Annotated in this window: 18 protein-coding genes and 1 other RNA gene; 8 read left to right on the plus strand and 11 right to left on the minus strand. The window is 61.9% G+C overall.

Features of this window, described 5'->3' with window-relative positions; all coding sequences use genetic code 11:
* Positions 1–67: 67 nt before the first annotated feature.
* Positions 68–1993, minus strand: a complete 1926-nt coding sequence (gene dnaK / locus AB1N67_RS21380; RefSeq protein ID WP_043210119.1) for a molecular chaperone DnaK — start codon at positions 1991–1993, stop codon at positions 68–70.
* A gap of 101 nt (positions 1994–2094) precedes the next feature.
* Entirely contained in the window at positions 2095–2649 is a 555-nt protein-coding gene (grpE, locus tag AB1N67_RS21385) for a nucleotide exchange factor GrpE (RefSeq protein ID WP_043210121.1), read from the minus strand.
* Positions 2650–2843: 194 nt separating this feature from the next.
* Between grpE and recN the strand changes: the two genes are divergently transcribed.
* Positions 2844–4517 carry a DNA repair protein RecN gene (gene recN / locus AB1N67_RS21390; protein WP_367863370.1) on the plus strand — a complete coding sequence of 558 codons (1674 nt, stop codon included), beginning with the start codon at positions 2844–2846 and terminating at the stop codon, positions 4515–4517.
* Positions 4518–4648: 131 nt separating this feature from the next.
* Here the strand turns inward: recN and fur are convergent, their stop codons facing one another.
* Entirely contained in the window at positions 4649–5053 is a 405-nt protein-coding gene (gene fur / locus AB1N67_RS21395; protein ID WP_043210124.1) for a ferric iron uptake transcriptional regulator, read from the minus strand.
* 97 nt (positions 5054–5150) lie between these two features.
* On the opposite strand from fur, the gene AB1N67_RS21400 reads away from it, so the two are divergent.
* Positions 5151–5681 (plus strand): outer membrane protein assembly factor BamE, encoded by a 531-nt coding sequence (locus AB1N67_RS21400; RefSeq protein WP_043210127.1) that lies wholly within the window; start codon positions 5151–5153, stop codon positions 5679–5681.
* 90 nt (positions 5682–5771) lie between these two features.
* Here AB1N67_RS21400 and AB1N67_RS21405 read toward each other — a convergent pair whose 3' ends face one another.
* Both AB1N67_RS21405 and AB1N67_RS21410 read right to left on the minus strand, forming a co-directional pair.
* The gene (locus tag AB1N67_RS21405) at positions 5772–6080 is read right to left on the minus strand and encodes an RnfH family protein (protein ID WP_043210129.1); all 309 of its coding nucleotides are present in this window, start codon (positions 6078–6080) and stop codon (positions 5772–5774) included.
* A complete protein-coding gene (locus AB1N67_RS21410) occupies positions 6073–6507 on the minus strand; it encodes a type II toxin-antitoxin system RatA family toxin (RefSeq protein ID WP_043210130.1) in 435 nt (144 codons plus the stop codon). Before AB1N67_RS21410 ends, AB1N67_RS21405 begins: the two co-directional genes overlap by 8 nt.
* Positions 6508–6670: 163 nt before the next feature.
* Here AB1N67_RS21410 and smpB point away from each other — a divergent pair, with 163 nt between their 5' ends.
* A complete protein-coding gene (gene smpB, locus AB1N67_RS21415; protein ID WP_043210132.1) occupies positions 6671–7153 on the plus strand; it encodes an SsrA-binding protein SmpB in 483 nt (160 codons plus the stop codon).
* A gap of 114 nt (positions 7154–7267) precedes the next feature.
* On the opposite strand, the gene AB1N67_RS21420 is transcribed toward smpB, so the two are convergent.
* Entirely contained in the window at positions 7268–8035 is a 768-nt protein-coding gene (locus AB1N67_RS21420) for an FCD domain-containing protein (protein ID WP_043210135.1), read from the minus strand.
* Between the two features lie 254 nt (positions 8036–8289).
* On the opposite strand from AB1N67_RS21420, the gene AB1N67_RS21425 reads away from it, so the two are divergent.
* From AB1N67_RS21425 to ssrA, 5 genes are all read left to right on the plus strand, one after another.
* Positions 8290–9960 (plus strand): lactate permease LctP family transporter, encoded by a 1671-nt coding sequence (locus AB1N67_RS21425; RefSeq protein ID WP_070576509.1) that lies wholly within the window; start codon positions 8290–8292, stop codon positions 9958–9960.
* A 63-nt stretch (positions 9961–10023) separates the two neighbouring features.
* Entirely contained in the window at positions 10024–11169 is a 1146-nt protein-coding gene (lldD, locus tag AB1N67_RS21430) for an FMN-dependent L-lactate dehydrogenase LldD (RefSeq protein WP_367863371.1), read from the plus strand.
* A 72-nt stretch (positions 11170–11241) separates the two neighbouring features.
* Positions 11242–14052 carry an FAD-binding and (Fe-S)-binding domain-containing protein gene (locus tag AB1N67_RS21435; protein WP_367863372.1) on the plus strand — a complete coding sequence of 937 codons (2811 nt, stop codon included), beginning with the start codon at positions 11242–11244 and terminating at the stop codon, positions 14050–14052.
* A gap of 181 nt (positions 14053–14233) precedes the next feature.
* Entirely contained in the window at positions 14234–14527 is a 294-nt protein-coding gene (locus AB1N67_RS21440; RefSeq protein ID WP_043210142.1) for a hypothetical protein, read from the plus strand.
* Between the two features lie 89 nt (positions 14528–14616).
* Positions 14617–15008, plus strand: a transfer-messenger RNA (tmRNA) gene (ssrA, locus tag AB1N67_RS21445).
* Between the two features lie 197 nt (positions 15009–15205).
* On the opposite strand, the gene gabP is transcribed toward ssrA, so the two are convergent.
* The 5 genes from gabP to AB1N67_RS21470 all read right to left on the minus strand — a co-directional run bounded on the left by gabP (position 15206) and on the right by AB1N67_RS21470 (position 20190).
* The gene (gene gabP / locus AB1N67_RS21450; RefSeq protein WP_043210144.1) at positions 15206–16600 is read right to left on the minus strand and encodes a GABA permease; all 1395 of its coding nucleotides are present in this window, start codon (positions 16598–16600) and stop codon (positions 15206–15208) included.
* 392 nt (positions 16601–16992) lie between these two features.
* A complete protein-coding gene (locus AB1N67_RS21455; protein WP_090346775.1) occupies positions 16993–18003 on the minus strand; it encodes an NAD(P)-dependent alcohol dehydrogenase in 1011 nt (336 codons plus the stop codon).
* A gap of 65 nt (positions 18004–18068) precedes the next feature.
* Positions 18069–18659, minus strand: coding sequence for an HAD family hydrolase (locus AB1N67_RS21460; RefSeq protein WP_043210149.1), 591 nt, complete (start codon positions 18657–18659; stop codon positions 18069–18071).
* Positions 18656–19525: an acyl-CoA thioesterase II gene (gene tesB, locus AB1N67_RS21465; protein ID WP_043210152.1), complete on the minus strand. Its 870-nt coding sequence runs from the start codon at positions 19523–19525 to the stop codon at positions 18656–18658. Before tesB ends, AB1N67_RS21460 begins: the two co-directional genes overlap by 4 nt.
* A gap of 95 nt (positions 19526–19620) precedes the next feature.
* Positions 19621–20190 carry a GNAT family N-acetyltransferase gene (locus tag AB1N67_RS21470; RefSeq protein WP_043210154.1) on the minus strand — a complete coding sequence of 190 codons (570 nt, stop codon included), beginning with the start codon at positions 20188–20190 and terminating at the stop codon, positions 19621–19623.
* Between the last annotated feature and the right edge of the window lie 36 nt (positions 20191–20226).

Here is a 20226-nt window from a genome sequence, read left to right on the forward strand (position 1 = left end):
CCCCGCGCGGCGACATCCTACCAGCTCACCGACATCAGACGATGAGCTGGCCGACAACATGCAGGGATTACTGCTTGTTGTTGTCTTTTACTTCTTCGAACTCGGCGTCGACCACGTCATCGTGCTTGGCTTCCGGCTCGGCCTGCTGTGCGCCGCCCTGAGGCTGTTCGGCCTGTTGCTCGGCGTACATCTTCTGGGCAACCGGCGCGGAGACCTTGGACAGTTCCTCGACCTTGGCATCGATGGCAGCCTTGTCGTCACCCTTCAGGGCAGCTTCCAGTGCAACCACAGCCGCTTCGATCGCCGCTTTCTCTTCGGCAGTGGCCTTGTCGCCAGCGTCGGTGACCATCTTGCGGGTCGAATGAACCAGCGCATCACCCTGGTTACGAGCAGCGGCCAGCTCTTCGAACTTGCGGTCTTCCTCGGCGTTGGCCTCGGCGTCACGCACCATGCGTTCGATTTCCTCGTCGGACAGACCCGAGTTGGCCTTGATCACGATCGACTGGGACTTGCCAGTGGCCTTGTCCTTCGCGCTCACGTGCAGGATGCCGTTGGCATCGATGTCGAAGGTCACTTCGATCTGCGGAACACCACGCGGGGCTGGCGGAATGTCGGCCAGGTCGAATTTACCCAGCGACTTGTTCTGCGCAGCCTGCTTGCGCTCACCTTGCAGCACGTGAATGGTCACGGCGCTCTGGTTGTCATCAGCCGTCGAGAACACCTGCGACTTCTTGGTCGGGATGGTGGTGTTCTTCTCGATCAGCGCAGTCATCACGCCACCCATGGTTTCGATACCCAGGGTCAGCGGGCTGACGTCCAGCAGCAGAACGTCCTTGACGTCACCGGCCAGGACCGCGCCCTGAATGGCAGCACCCATGGCGACGGCTTCGTCCGGGTTGACGTCCTTGCGCGCTTCCTTGCCGAAGAAGTCGGCAACGGCCTTCTGTACCAGCGGCATACGGGTCTGGCCGCCGACCAGGATCACGTCGTCGATCTTGCTGGCATCGATACCGGCGTCCTTCAGAGCGATGCGGCAAGGCTCGATGGTACGGTTGACCAGGTCCTCGACCAGCGACTCCAGCTTGGCGCGGGAGATCTTCACGTTCAGGTGCTTAGGACCGGTCGCATCTGCAGTGATGTACGGCAGGTTGACGTCGGTCGACTGAGCGGAGGACAGCTCGATCTTGGCCTTTTCAGCAGCTTCCTTCAGACGCTGCAGAGCAAGCGGATCGTTCTTCAGGTCCATGCCGGACTCTTTCTTGAACTCATCGACGAGGTAGTCGATCAGGCGCATGTCGAAGTCTTCGCCACCCAGGAAGGTGTCGCCGTTGGTGGCCAGTACTTCGAACTGGTGCTCACCGTCGACTTCAGCGATTTCGATGACCGAAACGTCGAAGGTACCACCACCGAGGTCATACACGATGACAGTGTGGTCACCCTTGGCCTTGTCCATGCCGTAGGCCAGTGCAGCGGCGGTCGGCTCGTTGATGATGCGCTTGACGTCCAGACCGGCGATGCGACCGGCGTCCTTGGTGGCCTGGCGCTGGCTGTCGTTGAAGTAGGCCGGCACGGTGATGACCGCTTCGGTCACTGGCTCGCCGAGGTAGTCTTCGGCGGTCTTCTTCATTTTTTTCAGGACTTCGGCGCTGATCTGCGGCGGAGCCATTTCCTTGCCGCTGGCTTCGACCCAGGCGTCACCGTTGTTGGCCTTGACGATCTTGTACGGAACCAGCTTGATGTCTTTCTGCACGACATCTTCTTCGAAGCGACGGCCGATCAGGCGCTTCACTGCGAACAGGGTGTTGTGCGGGTTGGTGACGGCCTGACGCTTGGCCGACTGGCCAACCAGGATCTCGCCATCGTTGGCGTAGGCCACGATCGAAGGGGTGGTACGCGCGCCTTCAGCGTTCTCGATGACTTTGACGTTACCGTTTTCCAGAATGGAGACGCACGAGTTGGTGGTCCCCAGGTCGATACCGATGATTTTGCCCATGTTTACTCTCCCGAAACTTGAATTAGGTTGCAGCGGCTACATTGGCCAACTGCGGTAATACTTGAATGCTTGACACCTAGATGGGGATGCCCGGAAGGATTTCAAGCCTTTTCATCAATCGACGGCTGGGGGGCTGCCGGCGCCTTGCTGACCACCACCATGGCGGGACGCAGCAGGCGGCCATTGAGCAGGTAGCCCTTCTGGAACACCTTGAGCACGCTGTTCGGCTCGACGTCGGCGCTTTCCTGCATGGCCATGGCCTGGTGGTGCTCGGCGTTGAACGGCTCGCCGTGCGGGTCGACAGCCTCGAGGTTGTAACGCTTGAGGGTGTCGTGGAACATCTTCAGGGTCAGCTCGATGCCTTCGCGCATCGGCTTGATGGTCTCGTCGTCGGCGCTGGACAGCTCCAGGCCACGCTCCAGGCTGTCGATCACCGGAAGCAAGTCGCCCGCGAACTTCTCCAGGGCGAACTTGTGGGCCTTCTCGACATCCTGCTCGGCGCGACGGCGGATGTTCTGCAGTTCGGCGGCAGCGCGCAGGGACTGATCCTTGGCGGCGGCCAGCTGCTCCTCGAGCACCTGGACGCGGGCACCGAGATCCTCTGCACCAGCCTCTTCGGCGTTAAGGTTCTTCTCATCCAGCTGTTCGTCAGCCATTAGGTTTCTCCTCCGCAATTTCTGATATGCGAGCCCAGGCTCGTCTTGTCTTGCCGGCTATATGGGGCCGGAAAAACAAGGTTCAAGGGCCAACGCTGTTTTCCCATGACGATATTGATCGCCCGGCGGGCATTGTCAGCCCGACGAAAAGCACTGTATAAATAACCAGACATGACCCTTCGGGAGCCGCCCTCATGCTGGTGCACCTGTCCATTCACAACTACGCCATCGTCGAGCACCTCGACCTCGAACTTGCCCGCGGCATGAGCGTGATCACCGGCGAAACCGGCGCCGGCAAGTCGATCATGCTCGACGCCCTGGGCCTGGCCTTGGGCGATCGCGCCGACATCGGCGTGGTACGCCCTGGGGCAGACAAGGCAGACATCCTCGCCACATTCGACCTGGACGAGATTCCTGAAGCCCGTGCCTGGCTGGCCGAGCGCGACCTGGACAACACCGGTCCCTGCATCCTGCGCCGGGTCATCACTGCCGAAGGACGCAGCCGCGGCTATATCAATGGCACCCCTTCCCCCTTGGGCGATCTCAAGGCCCTAGGCGAACTGCTCATCGATATTCATAGCCAGCACGAACACCAGTCTCTGTTGAAAACCGACACCCATCGTCGCCTTGTGGACGAGTACGCGGGCGCCATCGACCTGGCCCGTCAGGTACAACTGGCTGCCCAGCGCTGGCGTCAGACCCGCCAGGAGCTGGAACGCCTGTCCAACTCCGGTGACGAGCAACGCGCCCGTCACCAATTGCTCAGCTATCAACTCGAAGAGCTGGACAACCTTGGCCTGGGCGAAAATGAACTGGAGCAACTGGAACAGGAACATAAAAGCCTGACCAACGCCGAGGCCCTGTTCGGTATCTGCCGCCAGGTGATCGACCATTGCAGCGAAAGCGATTCCGGCAATGTGCTCAGTGCACTGACCACCAGCCTCAATCGCCTGACCGCCGTCGCCAACGCGCCCAAAGCGCTGGGCGAGGCCGCCAATCTAATCGCCAGCGCACAGATCCAGGTCGAGGAAGCCGTGGGCGAACTCAACCGCTTCCTCGATCACTTCGATGCCGACCCCATGCGCCTGCAAGCCCTGGAGGAACGCCTCGACACTATCTACACCCTGGCACGCAAGCACCGCGTGCACCCGACCGAGCTTCCTCACCTGCAACAGCGCTTGATGGACGAGCTGGAAGGGCTCAACGCCAGCGACGAATCGATCGAGCGCCTGGGCGAGGAACTGGCCGCCTATGCCCAGCATTACCAGACCAAAGCCCTCGAGCTCAGTGCGTTGCGCCAGCAGGCGGCCAAGCAGCTCGCCACGGCCGTTGAACAGGAGATCCAGCGCCTGGGCATGCCCGGCGGGCGTTTCTGTATCGAACTCACGCCCTATGAAGGCAGCGAGCTTTCGCCCCATGGCCTGGAGGTGGTCGAGCTGCTGGTGAGCGCCAACCCGGGCCAGCCACTCAAGGGCTTGGCAAAAGTGGCGTCAGGCGGCGAGCTGTCGCGGATCAGTCTGGCGATCCAGGTAATCACTGCGCAAACCTCGCGCATCCCCACCTTGGTGTTCGATGAAGTGGACGTTGGCATCGGCGGCCCTACCGCAGAAATTGTCGGCCAGCTGTTACGTCGGCTGGGCGAGCGCGGCCAAGTCCTGACCGTGACCCACCTGCCCCAGGTCGCAGCCCAAGGGCACCATCATCTGTTCGTGCACAAGGTACGCAACAGCGATACCACTCATACAGCAGTGGCCAACCTGGGCAAGCGCGAGCGGGTCGAGGAGGTGGCGCGGATGTTGGGCGGCATCGACCTCACCAAGGAATCGCTGGCCCATGCGCGCAAGATGGTGGTCACAGGTAAGGCCTGAGTTGTTCGGCTTCAATTAAGGCGCAGCGCTGGCGGGATCGGGCCTATGTATGAATAACAACGAGATCCCCCGCAACCTAAAAACAAAAGGCGACCCGAGGGCCGCCTTTGTTTTGTTAACGATATAAATCGTTACTTTTTCTTGCGCACATAGAGGACCAGGTTATGGTCAACCAGCTCGTAGCCGTGCTGGGCAACGATCTCTTTCTGGCGCTTTTCGATCTCTGTATCCACGAACTCGATGACTTCACCAGAGTCCACGTTGACCATATGGTCGTGGTGGCCGCCGTCAGCCAGCTCGAAGACCGCATGACCGCCGTCGAAGTTGTGGCGAACCACCAGACCCGCCGCTTCGAACTGGGTCAGTACGCGATACACGGTTGCCAGACCGACGTCTTCACCGGCTTCCATCAGTGCCTTGTAGACGTCTTCGGCGCTCATGTGGCGCTGCTCCGTGGAGTCGAGCATCTGTAGAATCTTGACTCGAGGCAGGGTCACCTTGAGACCGGCTTTGCGCAATTCGCTATTTTCAACCATGGTCAGCTTTCTCGCCGATGCTGCTTCGCAGCTTCTCTTAATACGGGTATGATCGGGGTTTACGTTGTCCAGCCAAGATAGTGGAAGTCGCCCACCGATGCAAAACACCAAGCTCTTGCTAACCAGCCTCACCCTAGTGGGACTGCTCGCACTCGCCGGTTGCTCGTTTCCCGGGGTTTACAAAATCGACATCCAGCAGGGCAATGTCGTTACGCAGGACATGATAGACCAATTGCGCCCCGGAATGACCCGCCGCCAAGTAAGGTTTATCATGGGCAACCCACTGATCCAGGACACGTTCAATACCAATCGCTGGGATTACCTCTACAGCCTGCAGCCTGGCGGCGGCCAGCGTCAGCAAGAGCGCATGAGCATTTTCTTCAACGACAGCGATCAATTGGTCAGCCTGTCCGGCGACTTCATGCCAGGCGTGAGCCGCGACCAGGAAATCCTCGGCGGCAGCGGCGACACCACCGTCAGCCCAGCCACTCAACCGGCCCAGCCAAGCCAACCGGAAGAAAAACCGGCCAAGCCAGGCTCGTTGGAAGAATCGATCCAGAAAGAAATCGACACTATCGAGACCACGCCGGTCCCGACACCAGCACCGCTGGAAACCTCCCCGCAATAAGCGCGGCGAGACAAAAAAGCCCGGGCAATGCCCGGGCTTTTTATTGCCTGATCGACTTAAGGACCACTGTGTGCCCAACAAGCATCAGGCCTATCCCTGCCGCGCAGCTCTCGCCTTGGCGGCACGCAGCTTGCGCACTTCCTTCGGATCCGCCAACAACGGCCGGTAGACCTCCAGACGATCCCCCTCCTCGACCTGATGCGCAAACGGATCATTCACCACCTTGCCGAAGATCCCCACCGGGCAAGCCTCGACGTCCAAGCCCGGCACTTGCTCGGCGAGCCGAGAGTGGAGCAACGCCTGATGTACGGTTGTGCCTGCGGGCACCACGCACGTCAGCAGCCACTGACGCTCGGCAGTGGCGTATACGACCTCGATGTTCAGGTTTGCCTCAGCCATTGAGTTGCTTGGCCCGCTGGCAGAATGCATCGACCAGCGTGTTGGCCGCCTGGTTGAACAGAGGGCCGAGGGTAGCGCGCACCAGAGGGCCGGCATAATCGAAGGACAGGTCCAGGCTGATCTTGCAGGCCTTATCGCCCAATGCCTTGAACACCCACAGGCCATGCAACTGGGTGAACGGCCCTTCCTCCAGATTCATTTCGATCGACTGCCCAGGTACCAGCACATTACGTGTGACGAACTGCTGGCTCATGCCGCCCTTGGCCACTTCCAGCTTCGCCCGCATGTGCGTGTCGCTGGCTTCGATCACGGTCGAGGCCGAGCACCACGGCAGGAATTTCGGGTAGCTGGCCACGTCATTCACCAGATCGTAGAGCGCCTGGGCAGGGTACGGCAGCAGGGCAGAGCGTTGAATATGGGTAGTCATCCAGGCGTCACTTCCAAGGCAGGGCGGCAGCGCTTTCTAAGCACATCGAAAACAGTTCCCTTCGAGGGAACAGGCCCTGCATTGTCCGGGATTCATCCTACAGGCTCAAGCACACCTAAACCCCGTAGCCGCCGACGCAGCGACTGCCTATAATGCGGCCCCTATGGCTAAGCAAAAGAAACATCCGACCGGGACCATCGCGCAAAACAAAAAAGCGCGACACGATTACTTCATCGAACACAAGTTCGAGGCCGGACTGGTCCTGTCCGGTTGGGAAGTAAAGAGCCTGCGGGCCGGCAAGGCGCACCTGACCGACAGCTACGTGCTGCTCAAGGACGGCGAAGCCTGGCTGTTCGGCAGCCACATCACCCCGCTGACCACCGCCAGCACCCACGTCATCGCCGACCCCACCCGCACCCGCAAGCTGTTGCTGAACAAGCGCGAGCTCGAACGCGTGGAGGCTGCCGTGGCACAGAAGGGCTACACCTGCGTAGCCCTCTCGCTGTACTGGAGCAAGCACCTGATCAAGTGCGAAATTGCACTGGGCAAGGGCAAGAAGGAGTTCGACAAGCGCGACACCCTGCGCGAGCGCGACTCCAATCGCGAGATCCAGCGCACGATGCGCAACAAGGGCAAGGGCGAGTAAGCCCTCCCTGCCTGTGCAGGTCTATTCGCGGGTAAACCCGTTCCTACAGGGACAGCGACGGCAACCCTGTAGAAGCGGGTTTACCCGCTAAACGCCTACACAAAGCACCCCATCTCAACGCCCGCTGCGTCGCTCTGCGCGTGCTACACGCTGGGCCTCCTGCTGCGCTTCTTCGAGCACTTCCTGCACGTACAGAATGTGCCGGCTCGAGACCTCCCGCGCATCGTCTGCCCTACCCTCGATGATTGCCCGATACAACTCGCGATGCTGACTGATCAGCATGTCGCGGGTCTCGCTGCGCTGTTGGTACATACCGCCGATATTGGTCACCACGTTGCGCTTGAGCAGGTCGAACAAGCCGCGGATGGTATGGAGCAGCACTGCATTGTGACTGGCCTCGGCGATCGCTAGGTGAAAACGCGCATCGGCCGCCCCCTCCTCCGCCCGACTGACCTCGTCGACACGGGCATAGCAGTCCTGCAGCGCATCGAAGGCAGCCTTGAGCCGCTCACGGTCAGGCTCCGTGGCCCGCTGGGCCGCATAGTAGGCACAGGAAGCCTCCAGCGTATGGCGAAACTCCAACAGGTCGCGCTGAGCCTCGGGGTTACGCTCGAGCAGCTGCAGCAACGGATCGCTGAACGTTGACCCCAGTGCCTCGGCCACATAATTGCCACCGCCCTGGCGACTGACCAACAACCCTTTAGCCACCAGCTTCTGGATCGCCTCGCGCAACGAAGGCCGGGATACGCCAAACTGCTCCGCCAACACGCGCTCGGCCGGCAGGCGCTGCCCTGAGGTCAGCGTACCTTCGAGAATCATCCCTTCCAACCGATCGACGATGTCGTCGGACAGGCGCCGTTGGCGGACCTGATCAAAAACCATCACATGCTCTCCACAATCCCCACGCACTTAGGGGGGCGTCCATTCTCGCCGATCCACAGCGTATCGACACCCATCAGTTGACGATTTCCCCTGCCCATCAGCCGGCCATTCATCGGCATCCGACCAAAGTTTTGCCCAGGACAAATTGACACAGCCTCGATAGCGCTTTTAACCTAGCGACCAGTCATTGTAAATTGGTATTACCAATTATCCAATGCCAGTGCCTGACCAACAACAATTAGGGGCCACCCCATATGCAAACCTGGCAACAACTCTATAGCCCGCTTGGTAGTCTTGGCCTGTCCGCGCTGGCGGCGGTCATTCCCATCGTGTTCTTCTTCCTGGCCTTGGCGGTGTTCCGCCTCAAAGGTCATGTCGCCGGCAGCATCACGCTGGCCCTGTCGATTCTGGTTGCGATCTTCGCCTTCCAGATGCCTGTCGACATGGCCCTGGCCGCTGCAGGCTACGGCTTCCTCTACGGCCTGTGGCCGATTGCCTGGATCATCGTTGCCGCGGTGTTCCTCTACAAACTCACGGTCAAGAGCGGCCAGTTCGAAGTGATCCGAAGCTCCGTGCTGTCGATCACCGATGACCAGCGCCTGCAGGTGCTGCTGATCGGCTTCTGCTTCGGCGCCTTCCTTGAAGGCGCGGCCGGCTTCGGTGCCCCGGTGGCCATCACTGCCGCGCTGCTGGTGGGCTTGGGCTTCAACCCGCTGTATGCTGCCGGCCTGTGCCTGATCGCCAACACCGCCCCGGTGGCGTTCGGCGCCCTGGGCATTCCAATCATCGTCGCCGGTCAGGTCACCGGAATCGACGCCTTCCACATCGGCGCCATGACGGGCCGCCAGCTGCCACTGCTGTCGCTGTTCGTGCCCTTCTGGCTGGTATTCATGATGGATGGCCTGCGCGGCGTGAAGGAAACCTGGCCAGCCGCCCTGGTGGCCGGCCTGAGCTTCGCCATCACCCAGTACTTCACCTCGAACTTCATCGGCCCTGAGCTGCCGGACATCACCTCGGCGCTGGCCAGCCTGATCGCCCTGACCCTGTTCCTGAAAGTCTGGCAGCCCAAGCGCGCCTTCGCCGAAGCCAAAGGCAGTGTCGGCGCGGCCGTGGTCAGCAGTGGCGGTAGCCAACCTTCGCCATACAGCTTCGGCGAGATCTTCAAGGCCTGGTCACCGTTCCTGATCCTGACCGTGCTGGTCACCATTTGGACCCTCAAACCGTTCAAGGCAGCCTTCGCCCCGGGCGGCGCGATGTACAACTTCGTGTTCAACTTCGCCATCCCGCACCTCGACCAGTTGGTGATCAAGACCGCGCCGATCGTCACCGCGCCGACCGCCATGCCGGCGATCTTCAAGCTCGACCCGATCTCAGCCACCGGCACAGCGATCTTCCTCTCGGCACTGATCTCGATGTGGGTCCTCAAGATCAACGTAAAAACTGGTCTGACCACTTTGAAGGAGACGTTCTGGGAGCTGCGCTGGCCGATCCTGTCGATTGGCATGGTCCTGGCCTTCGCCTTCGTCACCAACTACTCGGGCATGTCCTCGACCATGGCCCTGGTGCTGGCCGGTACGGGTGCTGCATTCCCGTTCTTCTCGCCGTTCCTGGGCTGGCTGGGTGTGTTCCTGACGGGCTCCGACACGTCGTCCAACGCCCTGTTCAGCTCACTGCAGGCCACCACCGCGCACCAGATTGGGGTCAACGACACCCTGCTGGTGGCCGCCAACACCAGCGGCGGCGTGACCGGCAAGATGATCTCCCCGCAGTCCATCGCCGTGGCCTGCGCCGCCACCGGGTTGGTGGGCAAGGAGTCCGACCTGTTCCGCTTTACCGTCAAGCACAGCCTGTTCTTCGCCACCATCGTCGGCCTGATCACCCTAGTCCAGGCCTACTGGCTCACCGGCATGCTGGTTCATCACTAAAGTGAAAGGTGCCGGGCGCCTTGGCGCGCCCGGCAACGATCCCCACCCACGCTGCGAGAATCCATGATCATTTCCGCCTCCACCCACTATCGCGCCGCGGCCCAACGCAAGCTGCCTCCGTTCCTCTTCCACTACGCCGACGGCGGTGCTTACGCCGAATACACCTTGCGCCACAACGTCGAGGATCTGGCCAGCATCGCCCTGCGCCAGCGCGTATTGAAGAATATGTCCGAGTTGAGCCTGGAAACCCGGCTGTTCGACGAAACCCTGAGCATGCCCGTGGCCCTGGCACCGGTCGGTTTGACCGGTATGTACGCGCGCCGTGGCGAGGTCCAGGCCGCACGGGCGGCGGCGGCCAAGGGCATTCCCTTTACTATGTCGACGGTCTCGGTGTGCCCCATCGAAGAAGTTGCCCCGGCGATCGACCGGCCCATGTGGTTCCAGCTTTATGTCCTCAAGGATCGCGGCTTCATGCGCAACGCCCTGGAGCGGGCCAAGGCCGCTGGGGTCAAGACGCTGGTGTTCACCGTCGACATGCCGGTGCCCGGCGCCCGCTACCGTGATGCCCACTCCGGCATGAGCGGCCCGAACGCGCCGCTGCGTCGCATCTGGCAAGCGATGACTCACCCGCAGTGGGCGTTGGATGTAGGCCTGCTGGGCCGCCCACACGATCTGGGCAATATTTCGAAGTACCGCGGCAACCCCACAGGCCTGGCGGACTACATCGGCTGGCTGGGTGCCAACTTTGACCCGTCCATTTCCTGGAAGGATCTGGAGTGGATCCGCGAGTTCTGGGATGGCCCGATGATCATCAAGGGCATCCTTGATCCCGAGGATGCCAAGGACGCAGTGAAGTTCGGTGCCGACGGCATCGTCGTCTCCAACCACGGCGGCCGCCAACTCGACGGGGTACTGTCCAGTGCCCGCGCCCTGCCGGCGATTGCCGACGCGGTCAAAGGCGACATCAAGATCCTCGCCGACTCTGGTATCCGCAATGGCCTGGACGTGGTGCGCATGATCGCCCTGGGCGCTGACACTGTGCTGATCGGTCGCGCCTTCCTCTATGCGCTGGCCACCCATGGCGAGGCCGGGGTGAAGAATTTGCTCGATCTGTTCGAGAAAGAAATGCGCGTGGCCATGGTCCTGACCGGTGCCAAATCCATCAGCGAAATCACCCGCGATTCGCTGGTCCGCGAACTGGGCGCCTGACGCCTGCACGACACTGCCTGATTGACCGGGGCACGCAGCGCGACAGACGCTGTGGCCCCGAGAGGAGATTGCATGAGCTTGCCCGCCGCGTTCCTGCGAGATGCCCAGCGCCTGATTCCCGCCGAGCGCCGCTTCGATGACCCGACCTCGACCCTGGCGTTCGGCACCGACGCCAGCTTCTACCGGCTCATCCCAAAGCTGGTGGTGCGCGTCGAATCCGAGGACGAGGTGGTGGGCCTACTGCACCTGGCCCAGCGCGACCGTGTGCCAGTCACTTTCCGGGCTGCAGGCACCAGCCTGTCCGGCCAGGCCATCAGCGATTCGGTGCTGATCGTTCTAGGCGATAACTGGAACGGTCGTCAGATCCGTGGCCAGGGCGAGCAGATCCGGCTGCAACCCGGCGTCATCGGTGCCCAGGCCAACGCCTGGCTCGCGCCTTATGGACGTAAGATCGGCCCGGATCCGGCCTCAATCAACGCCTGCAAAATCGGCGGCATCGTCGCCAACAACGCCAGCGGCATGTGCTGCGGCACCGCTCAGAACACCTACCACACCTTGGCCGGTATGCGCATGGTGCTGGCCGACGGCACCTGTCTGGACAGCGAGGACCCGGCCAGTGTCGCTGCCTTCAGCCAAAGCCACGCGTCGTTGCTGGACGAACTCGCCCGCCTGGGCCGCGAGACCCGGGCCAACACGGCGCTGGCCGAGCGCATCCGGCACAAGTACCGGCTGAAGAACACCACCGGGCTGTCACTCAACGCTCTGGTGGACTACGACCAACCGCTGGATATCCTCCAGCACCTACTGGTCGGCTCCGAAGGCACCCTGGGCTTCATCAGCGCGGTCACCTACGAAACCGTGCCCGATCACCCGCACAAGGCCAGCGCCCTACTGGTCTTCCCCTCGGTGGAAAGCTGCTGCCGCGCCGTGACCGTGCTCAAGCCACAGCCGGTGTCCGCCGTGGAGCTGCTTGACCGGCGTAGCCTGCGTTCGGTGCAAGACATGCCCGGCATGCCTGCCTGGGTGAAGGGGCTGTCGACCAATGCCTGCGCCTTGCTGATCGAGTCCCGCGCCGCCAGCCAGAGCCTGCTCCACGAGCAGCTCAGCCAGATCATGGCGGCCATTGCCGAGTTCCCCCTGGAGCAACGCGTGGATTTCAGCGAAGACCCGGCGGTGTACAACCAGCTGTGGAAGATCCGCAAGGACACCTTCCCCGCCGTCGGCGCGGTGCGCCAGACCGGCACGACGGTCATCATCGAGGACGTGACCTTCCCCATCGAGCAACTGGCCGAGGGTGTCAATCGCCTGATCCAGCTGTTCGACAAACACCGCTACGACGAGGCGATCATTTTCGGCCACGCCCTGGAAGGCAACCTGCACTTCGTCTTCACCCAGGGCTTCAACAGCCCTGAGGAAGTGGCGCGCTACCAGGCCTTCATGGATGACGTAGCACAACTGGTGGCCGTGGAGTTCGGCGGCTCGCTCAAGGCCGAACACGGCACCGGACGCAACATGGCGCCCTTCGTGGAGCTCGAATGGGGCCAGGACGCCTATCAGTTGATGTGGCAGCTCAAACGCCTGCTGGACCCCAACGGCATCCTCAACCCCGACGTGGTGCTCAGCGAAGATCCAGATATCCATCTCAAGCACCTAAAGCCCCTCCCTGCAGCCGACGAGATCGTCGACAAATGCATCGAGTGCGGCTTCTGCGAACCGGTGTGCCCCTCCAAAGGGCTGACCCTGAGCCCGCGCCAGCGCATTGTCATGTGGCGTGATATCCAAGCCAGGACCCGTGCTGGCCTCGATACTCGGGAGCTACTGAAAACCTATCAATACCAGGGCATCGATACCTGTGCTGCCACCGGCTTGTGCGCCCAGCGTTGCCCGGTGGGCATCAATACCGGTGAACTGGTGAAGAAACTGCGAGGCCAGGCTGCCGCACATGGCCAGGCCGCCAACTGGCTCGCAGAACACTTCACTACCGCTCTGCGCGGCGCTCGACTGACCCTGGCCGCCGCCAACGGTGCGCGCAAGCTGCTCGGCGCCCCACGCCTGAGCCGCTTGAGCGCCTCCCTGCGCAAAGCCAGCAATGGGCGCCTGCCCCAATGGACCCCCGCCATGCCCCAAGCGGTTCGCGCCGTCGATATCGCGCCGGCAAGCCATGATGCTCGTCCACGGGTGGTCTATCTCGCTGCGTGCGTTTCACGGGTGATGGGGCCGTCAGCCGGGGATCGAGAGCAAAGCTCGCTGCTGGATAAAACCCGCGCACTGCTGGAAAAAGCCGGCTATCAGGTGGTGTTCCCCGAGAACGCCGACAGCCTGTGCTGCGGCCAGCCCTTCGCCTCAAAAGGCTATGCCGAACAGGCCGAGCACAAGCGCCAGGAACTGATCAACGCGCTATTGCACGCCAGCCGTGGCGGCCTCGACCCGATCTACTGCGACACCAGCCCCTGCACCCTGCGCCTGGTCCAGGATTTGGCCGATACCCGCCTGGACCTGTACGACCCGGTGCGCTTCATTCGCACTCACCTGGTCGAGCGCCTGACGTTCACTGCGCAGGACGAGCCCGTCGCTGTGCATGTCACCTGCAGCACCCAACATCTGGGCGAAAGCCAGGCGCTGATCGACCTGGTGCGTCTGTGCAGCAAGCAGGTGGTGATCCCCGAGGGCATCCATTGCTGCGGTTTCGCCGGCGACAAAGGCTTCACCACACCGGAACTCAACGCCCACTCGCTGCGCAGCCTGAAAGATGCCGTGCAGTACTGCAGCGAAGGCATCTCCACCAGCCGCACCTGCGAGATCGGTCTGTCCAGCCACAGCGGCATCGACTATCACGGGCTGGTCTATCTAGTGGACCGCGTCACGCGAGCGCGCAGCCTTTAAGGCCGCCAGGGCGGCCTGACTGCCTCTCACGCATGAACCCGCCCCCCCTGTGGGAGCGGGTTTACCCGCGACGAAAACACCCGGCAGCAACAGTACTACCCATCAAATGGAACCCAGGCAAAACCTGCGCAGTCCACCGTTACAGGCCCACCTTCCAGAGGCCATCACGAGGAGACACCCCATGAAAGGTACTGCGCTTTCCGCCCTGTTCGCGGCCGCAACCCTGCTGGCCTCGCCGGTGTTCGCCGACGAAGACCTCTGCGCCATCAACCTGCAAAAAATCGACGACAACATGGCCACCCTCGGCACGACCTCCGAAGGCTTGGACAAAGCCATCACCGAGCGCGTCGACAAGGCCAAGGCCGCCCAGGCTTCCGGCGACACCAAGGAATGCATCGCCATCACCAGCCAGGTACTCGAACGCATGGAAAAAACCGAGAAAGGCAGTGGCTCCAGCAGCGGCAGCGGCTCCTGACGCGCAATCGGCGCAGCTGTCGACGCCGGGCGTGCAAACGCGTATACTGCATCCACGTGTCGAAAGGCACGTCAGCTAGAGCTGAGTGTGGGGCCGATTAGGATTCGACGCCGGTATCGAAACTCTAGGTGCATGCCGAGTTGGTAACAGAACTCGTAAATCCACTGTTGCAACTTTCTATAGTTGCCAATGACGAAAACTACGAGGGCTACGCTCTCGCTGCGTAAGCAGCTGAGCCCGCTCTCCTGGTAGCTTCGGCTCCAGCAATCACCAGGGGATGCCTGTAAACCCGAAGTGATTGTCATACAGAACAGGATCGCCGCGTAGTACGTTGTGGACGAAGCGGCTAAAACTTACACAACTCGTCCAAAGCACCCTGCCCGTCGGGCGGCTGCGGATTAACTCAATAGACACGGCTAAGCATGTAGTACCGACAGCGGAGGACTGGCGGACGGGGGTTCAAATCCCCCCGGCTCCACCAGACACACAAAAGGCACCTGATCACCCAGGTGCCTTTTTTTATGCCTGCACGACGGCTACCGGTCAGCCTTCGGCCTGATCCTTCAGATCATCCACGATCGCTTCGTCGTTGTCGGCCATCGCATCCTGCATGTCTTGCGGCTGCCAAAGCGGGAGCAGCGGCGGCGATGCCATCGAAGCTCCCGCTCGGACTTTGGATCAACCCATCGAGCGCACGCCCACTTCCTTGCGGGCCTGTCCACGGGTTGTGACGATCCCCAGGAAGGAAATCACCAACGCCAGGCTAAGGGTTGCCGTCACCTCGGCACGGTGTTCTTCGGTGAACATCATCACGCCCAAGGCACAGGCGATGAAGATGATCACTGCCCAGGTCAGGTACGGGAACAGCCACATGCGGAACTTGAGCTCGGTGCTCTCGCGTTCCAGACGGCGGCGCATGCGCAGCTGGGAAATGGCGATGACCATGTACACCAGCAATGCGATGGCACCGGAGCTGGCGAGCAGGAACTCGAACACGCCCTTAGGCGCGAAATAGTTGAGGATGGCAATGGCCGCACCGATCAAGGTACTGCCGAACACCGCGGCACGAGGTACGCCGACGCTGTTGGTCTTGTTCAGGATTGCCGGGGCATCACCGCGCTTGGCCAGGGAGTACATCATCCGCGAGGCGATGTAGATCGAGGAGTTCATGCAGCTGGTCACAGCCACCAACACCACCAGGTCGACCATGAAGGCTGCATTGGGGATGTTCATGATTTCCAGGGCACGCTGATAGGAGCCCACCACGGCCAGTTGCGGATCGTTCCACGGCACGACGGAGATGATCACGAAGATCGACAGGATGTAGAAGGTACTGATCCGCCAGATCACCGAGCGGGTGGCCTTGGCGATGTTGCGCGATGGGTCGCTGGATTCGGCAGCGGCAATGGTCACCGCCTCGGTGCCGATGAAGCTGAACATCACAGTGATGAAGGCGCCGACTACGGCGGACCAGCCCTTGGGCGTGAAACCACCGTGCTCGGCCATCAGCGTGCTCAAGCCGCTGACTTCGCGATTGGGCAACCAGCCCAGTAGAGCGGCGAATCCAAGACCGATGAAACCGAGAATGGCCGTGACTTTGAGAATCGCGAACCAGAACTCGAACTCACCGTACTTGGCCACGCTGAACAGGTTGGTGCCGGCCAACAACACGACCGAAAGCAAGGCGAAGATCCAGCTGTCCACTTGGGGGAACCAGGCATTGAGCACGTGCCCGGCGGCCAGGGCTTCGATCGGGATCACCAAGACCCAGAACCACCAGTACAGCCAACCGATGGTGTAGCCGGCCCAGCGGCCGATGGCCTGTTCGGCGTAAGTGGAAAAGGAACCGGTGTCAGGATGGGCGACCGCCATTTCACCGAGCATGCGCATGACCAGAACCACCAAGGTCCCGGCCACGAAATAAGAAAGAATGGTTGCCGGCCCGGCTGCCGCGATGGCATGCCCTGAGCCTACGAAAAGTCCGGCACCGATGATGCCTGCGATGGACAGCATCGTTACATGACGTGGCTTGAAACCTTGTGCAAGGTTGCCATCAGATCCCACGGTGTTCATTGATCTTGTTCTCTTTTTGCTGACACAAGGAAAGGACGGGCAGAGGTAGGCGAACAACTTCTCCTTTGAAAGAACAGTGACACGGCGCATCGCTTACGTGTGTTGTTGAGGTTTTCACGTATCCAGGGCGATGCACCCACAAAATGCAGGGACCACTTTAAGCGGGGGTGGTCGACCAAAAAATGCTCGAAAACGCCCCGCAACTGCTCGATCACGACATGGTGTTTCCATCCATGCCATGGCCAGTAAATTGCCACCTATGTTTGCACAGAATCGCTCTGGAACGGTCGTTCCAGCGCAACAGGGTAGCGCCATCGTAGGTCTTGAAAACGGCGCGGAAGCTGTGGGAGCGGATCTACCCGCGAAGGGCCGCACCAGCGGCCCCGACCCGCTCAATAGGTCAGGCAGATCTTGCCGAAATGGCGGTTGCTTTCCTGGTAGCGGAAGGCCTCGACGATCTGCTCGAGCTCGAAGTGCTTGTCCACCACAGGACGCAGGCCGTTGGCGTCGATCGCCCGGATCATCGCCTGTTGTTGGGCACGACTGCCCACCAGCACACCTTGCAAGCGGATCTGGCGCACCAGCGCCTGGACCAGCGGCAACTGACCGGCAACGCCGGTGAGGATACCGATCAACGAAACGTGTCCGCCGATACGCGCAGCGATCATCGACTGTTCGAGGGTGGCCGGCCCGCCGACTTCGATCACATGATCGACACCGCGGTTATCCGTGAGCTCACGTACCTTCTGGCCCCATGCAGGGGTACTGCGGTAGTTGATCAGATGATCGGCGCCCAAGGCTTTTAGGCGCTCGAGCTTGGCATCGCTGGAGGAGGTGGCGATCACCGTGGCTCCGGCCAGCTTGGCGAACTGCAAAGCGAAGATCGACACACCACCGGTGCCCTGTACCAGTACGGTGTCGCCCGGCTTGAGGTGGTCATCGCTCATCAGCGCGCGCCAGGCGGTAAGACCGGCGGTGGTCAGGGTGGCCGCCTCGGCGTGGCTGTAGCCTTTGGGCGCCAAGGTGAAGGCGGTGGCGCGGGCCGTCACCTGCTCACGGGCGTAGCCATCGATACCATCGCCGGGCACCGTGGCGAAGCCTTCCACGTTCGCCTGACCATCGAGCCAGTCGGGGAAGAACGTGCTCACCACCGAGTCCCCCACCTGGAACTCGCTGACACCCGGCCCGACCGCGACCACTTCGCCTGCGCCGTCGGCCATTGGGATGCGTCGTTCGCTCGGCCCCCACATGCCGCTGACCACGGCGAAATCATGGTAATTGAGCGAGCTGGCGTGCAGGCGCACGGTGATTTCGCCAGCCTGCGGCGCGCGCGCCTCGCTGGTCCCTACCTGGACGTTGTCGTAACCGCCACCGGGTTGCACATAGATGGCCTTGTTGCTCATCACAAAGTCTCCTTGAGGGATCGAAAAACCAACACTGCAGATTAGACCGGTCTGGACAGGCAGGGTCAGCCGAGCAACGACCTCAGGGCGCGGCAATCGGCGGCATGCCAGTCCGCCAGTTCCGGCCAGGGGTTGTCCGGCAGATTGACCAGGACCGTGCGCGCCCCTGCGGCGCGGCCGCAATCCAGGTCGAAACGATAGTCGCCAACCATCACCAGCGAAGCCGGAGAAACGTCCCAGGCTTGGGCGATCTTCAGCAAGCCGTCGGGGCTAGGCTTGGGCGCGGCTTCGTCACGCCCGAGGATGTGTTCGACAGCAAAGCAGTCGGCCAGGCCGATGGCCTCCAGAGTGACGTGCGCCAGCTCCCGTGCATTGCGGGTCAGGATGGCCAGTTGGCAACCCCGTCCGGCCAGTTCGCGCACCAACTCCACCGCCCCTTCAGCCGGCTTGGAGGCAATCGCCAGGTCGCGCTCGTGCTCAAGCAGCCAGGCATGCTTGGCCGCGGCCTCCTCGGCCGGCAAGGCCGCCAGGTGGGTAAGGATGTCGTGCTCAGGCGGTATGCCCAGCGCCTCGCGAATCGCCGCGAAATCGTGCACCGCCACCGTGAGCGTGCCGTCCATGTCGAACACCCAGTGGCGAATGCTGCCCAGGCTCATGCCCAGTCCTCACGATGGCGGATCAAGCCCTCTTGGGCCGACGACGCCACCAACTGGCCGGCGCGGTTGAAGATGCTGCCGCGGTTGAAGCCACGGGCGTTGCCCGCCCAGGGGCTATCAGTGGCGTACAGCAGCCACTCATCGGCGCGCAGGTTGCCGTGGAACCACAGCGAGTGATCGAGGCTGGCAATCTGCATGTCCTTCTGCCACACCGATTTGCCATGGGGCAGCAGCGAGGTGGTCAGCAGGCCAAAGTCCGAGGCGTAGGCCAACAGGTATTTGTGCAGGGCCGGCATATCCGGCAGCTTGCCGTCGGCACGGAACCAGGCGTATTTGATCGGATCGCCCGGCTTGGGGTTGAACGGATCGCGTTCGGTGACCGGGCGAATCTCGATGGGCTTGGCGCACAGCACCTTGTCGCGAATGCGCTCGGGCAGATGTTCGGCCATGGCGCTCGCCAGCTCGACTTCGCTGGGCAGGTTTTCCGGCCCGACCACATCGGGCATTGGCGCCTGGTGCTCGAAACCACCCTCGTCGTACTGGAACGAAGCGCTGCACGTGAAGATCGGGTGCCCTTTCTGGATCGCCGTCACCCGCCGGGTGCTGAAGCTACCGCCGTCGCGCACGCGATCGACCGAATACACGACCGGCATGCTGGCATCGCCCGGACGCAGGAAGTAGCCGTGCAATGAATGCACATGGCGCGCCTCTTCGACGGTCTGGCTGGCCGCCGACAGTGACTGGCCAAGCACCTGTCCACCGTACAACTGACGGAAGCCAAGGTCCTGGCTGCGACCTCGGAACAGGTTTTCTTCGATGGACTCGAGGCTCAGCAGGTCGACCAAGTCGTCCAATACATGGCTCATGGGGGATTCTCCTAGCAAGGCATCACGGCTCTACGGCGCTCTCATGCGGGCAAATGATACAGGGTTTGTCATTCGCACCCTGCATGGCGTGCCATTCAGCCACGCAAGGTCTGTTGCCACCGCGCGCGATCGATGCGGTACAGCACATGAGGGCGCAGGGGGTGGCCGGCGGCCAGGCGGGGATGCTCGAAACTGCCGGCAAGGTCCTGGACCATGCCGATGGCCTGCATGACCTTCTGCGACGGCAGGTTGCCCTCGGCAGTGAACGACACCACTTCATCCAGATGCAATTGGGCGAAAGCACAACGCAGGCAGGTCCACGCCGCCTCGCTGGCAAAGCCCAGGCCCCAATGACGCCGCGCCAGGCGCCAGCCGATCTCCACGGCAGGGCCGAAAGGGGCGTCGAAATTGACATTGAGCAGCCCCGTCATGCCGATGAAGGCGCCGCTGTCCTTACGCTCCAAGGCCCATAGGCCAAAACCGTATTCATTGAAATGCCCACGTATCCGCCCGATCAGCGCCGCGGACTCAAGGCGCGTCATCGGTGCCGGAAAATAGCGCATCACCTGCGGGTCGGCGCACAGCGCGGCGAACTCACGCAGATCGTCGTCCTGCCATTGGCGCAACACAAGCCGTGCGCTTTCCAGTTCGAGGATAGGGGTCATCAGGGTGCTCCGAATTCGCGGTCATGCACTGTACAG

This window comes from Pseudomonas guariconensis, assembly GCF_040822035.1.
GTDB lineage: Bacteria > Pseudomonadota > Gammaproteobacteria > Pseudomonadales > Pseudomonadaceae > Aquipseudomonas > Aquipseudomonas guariconensis.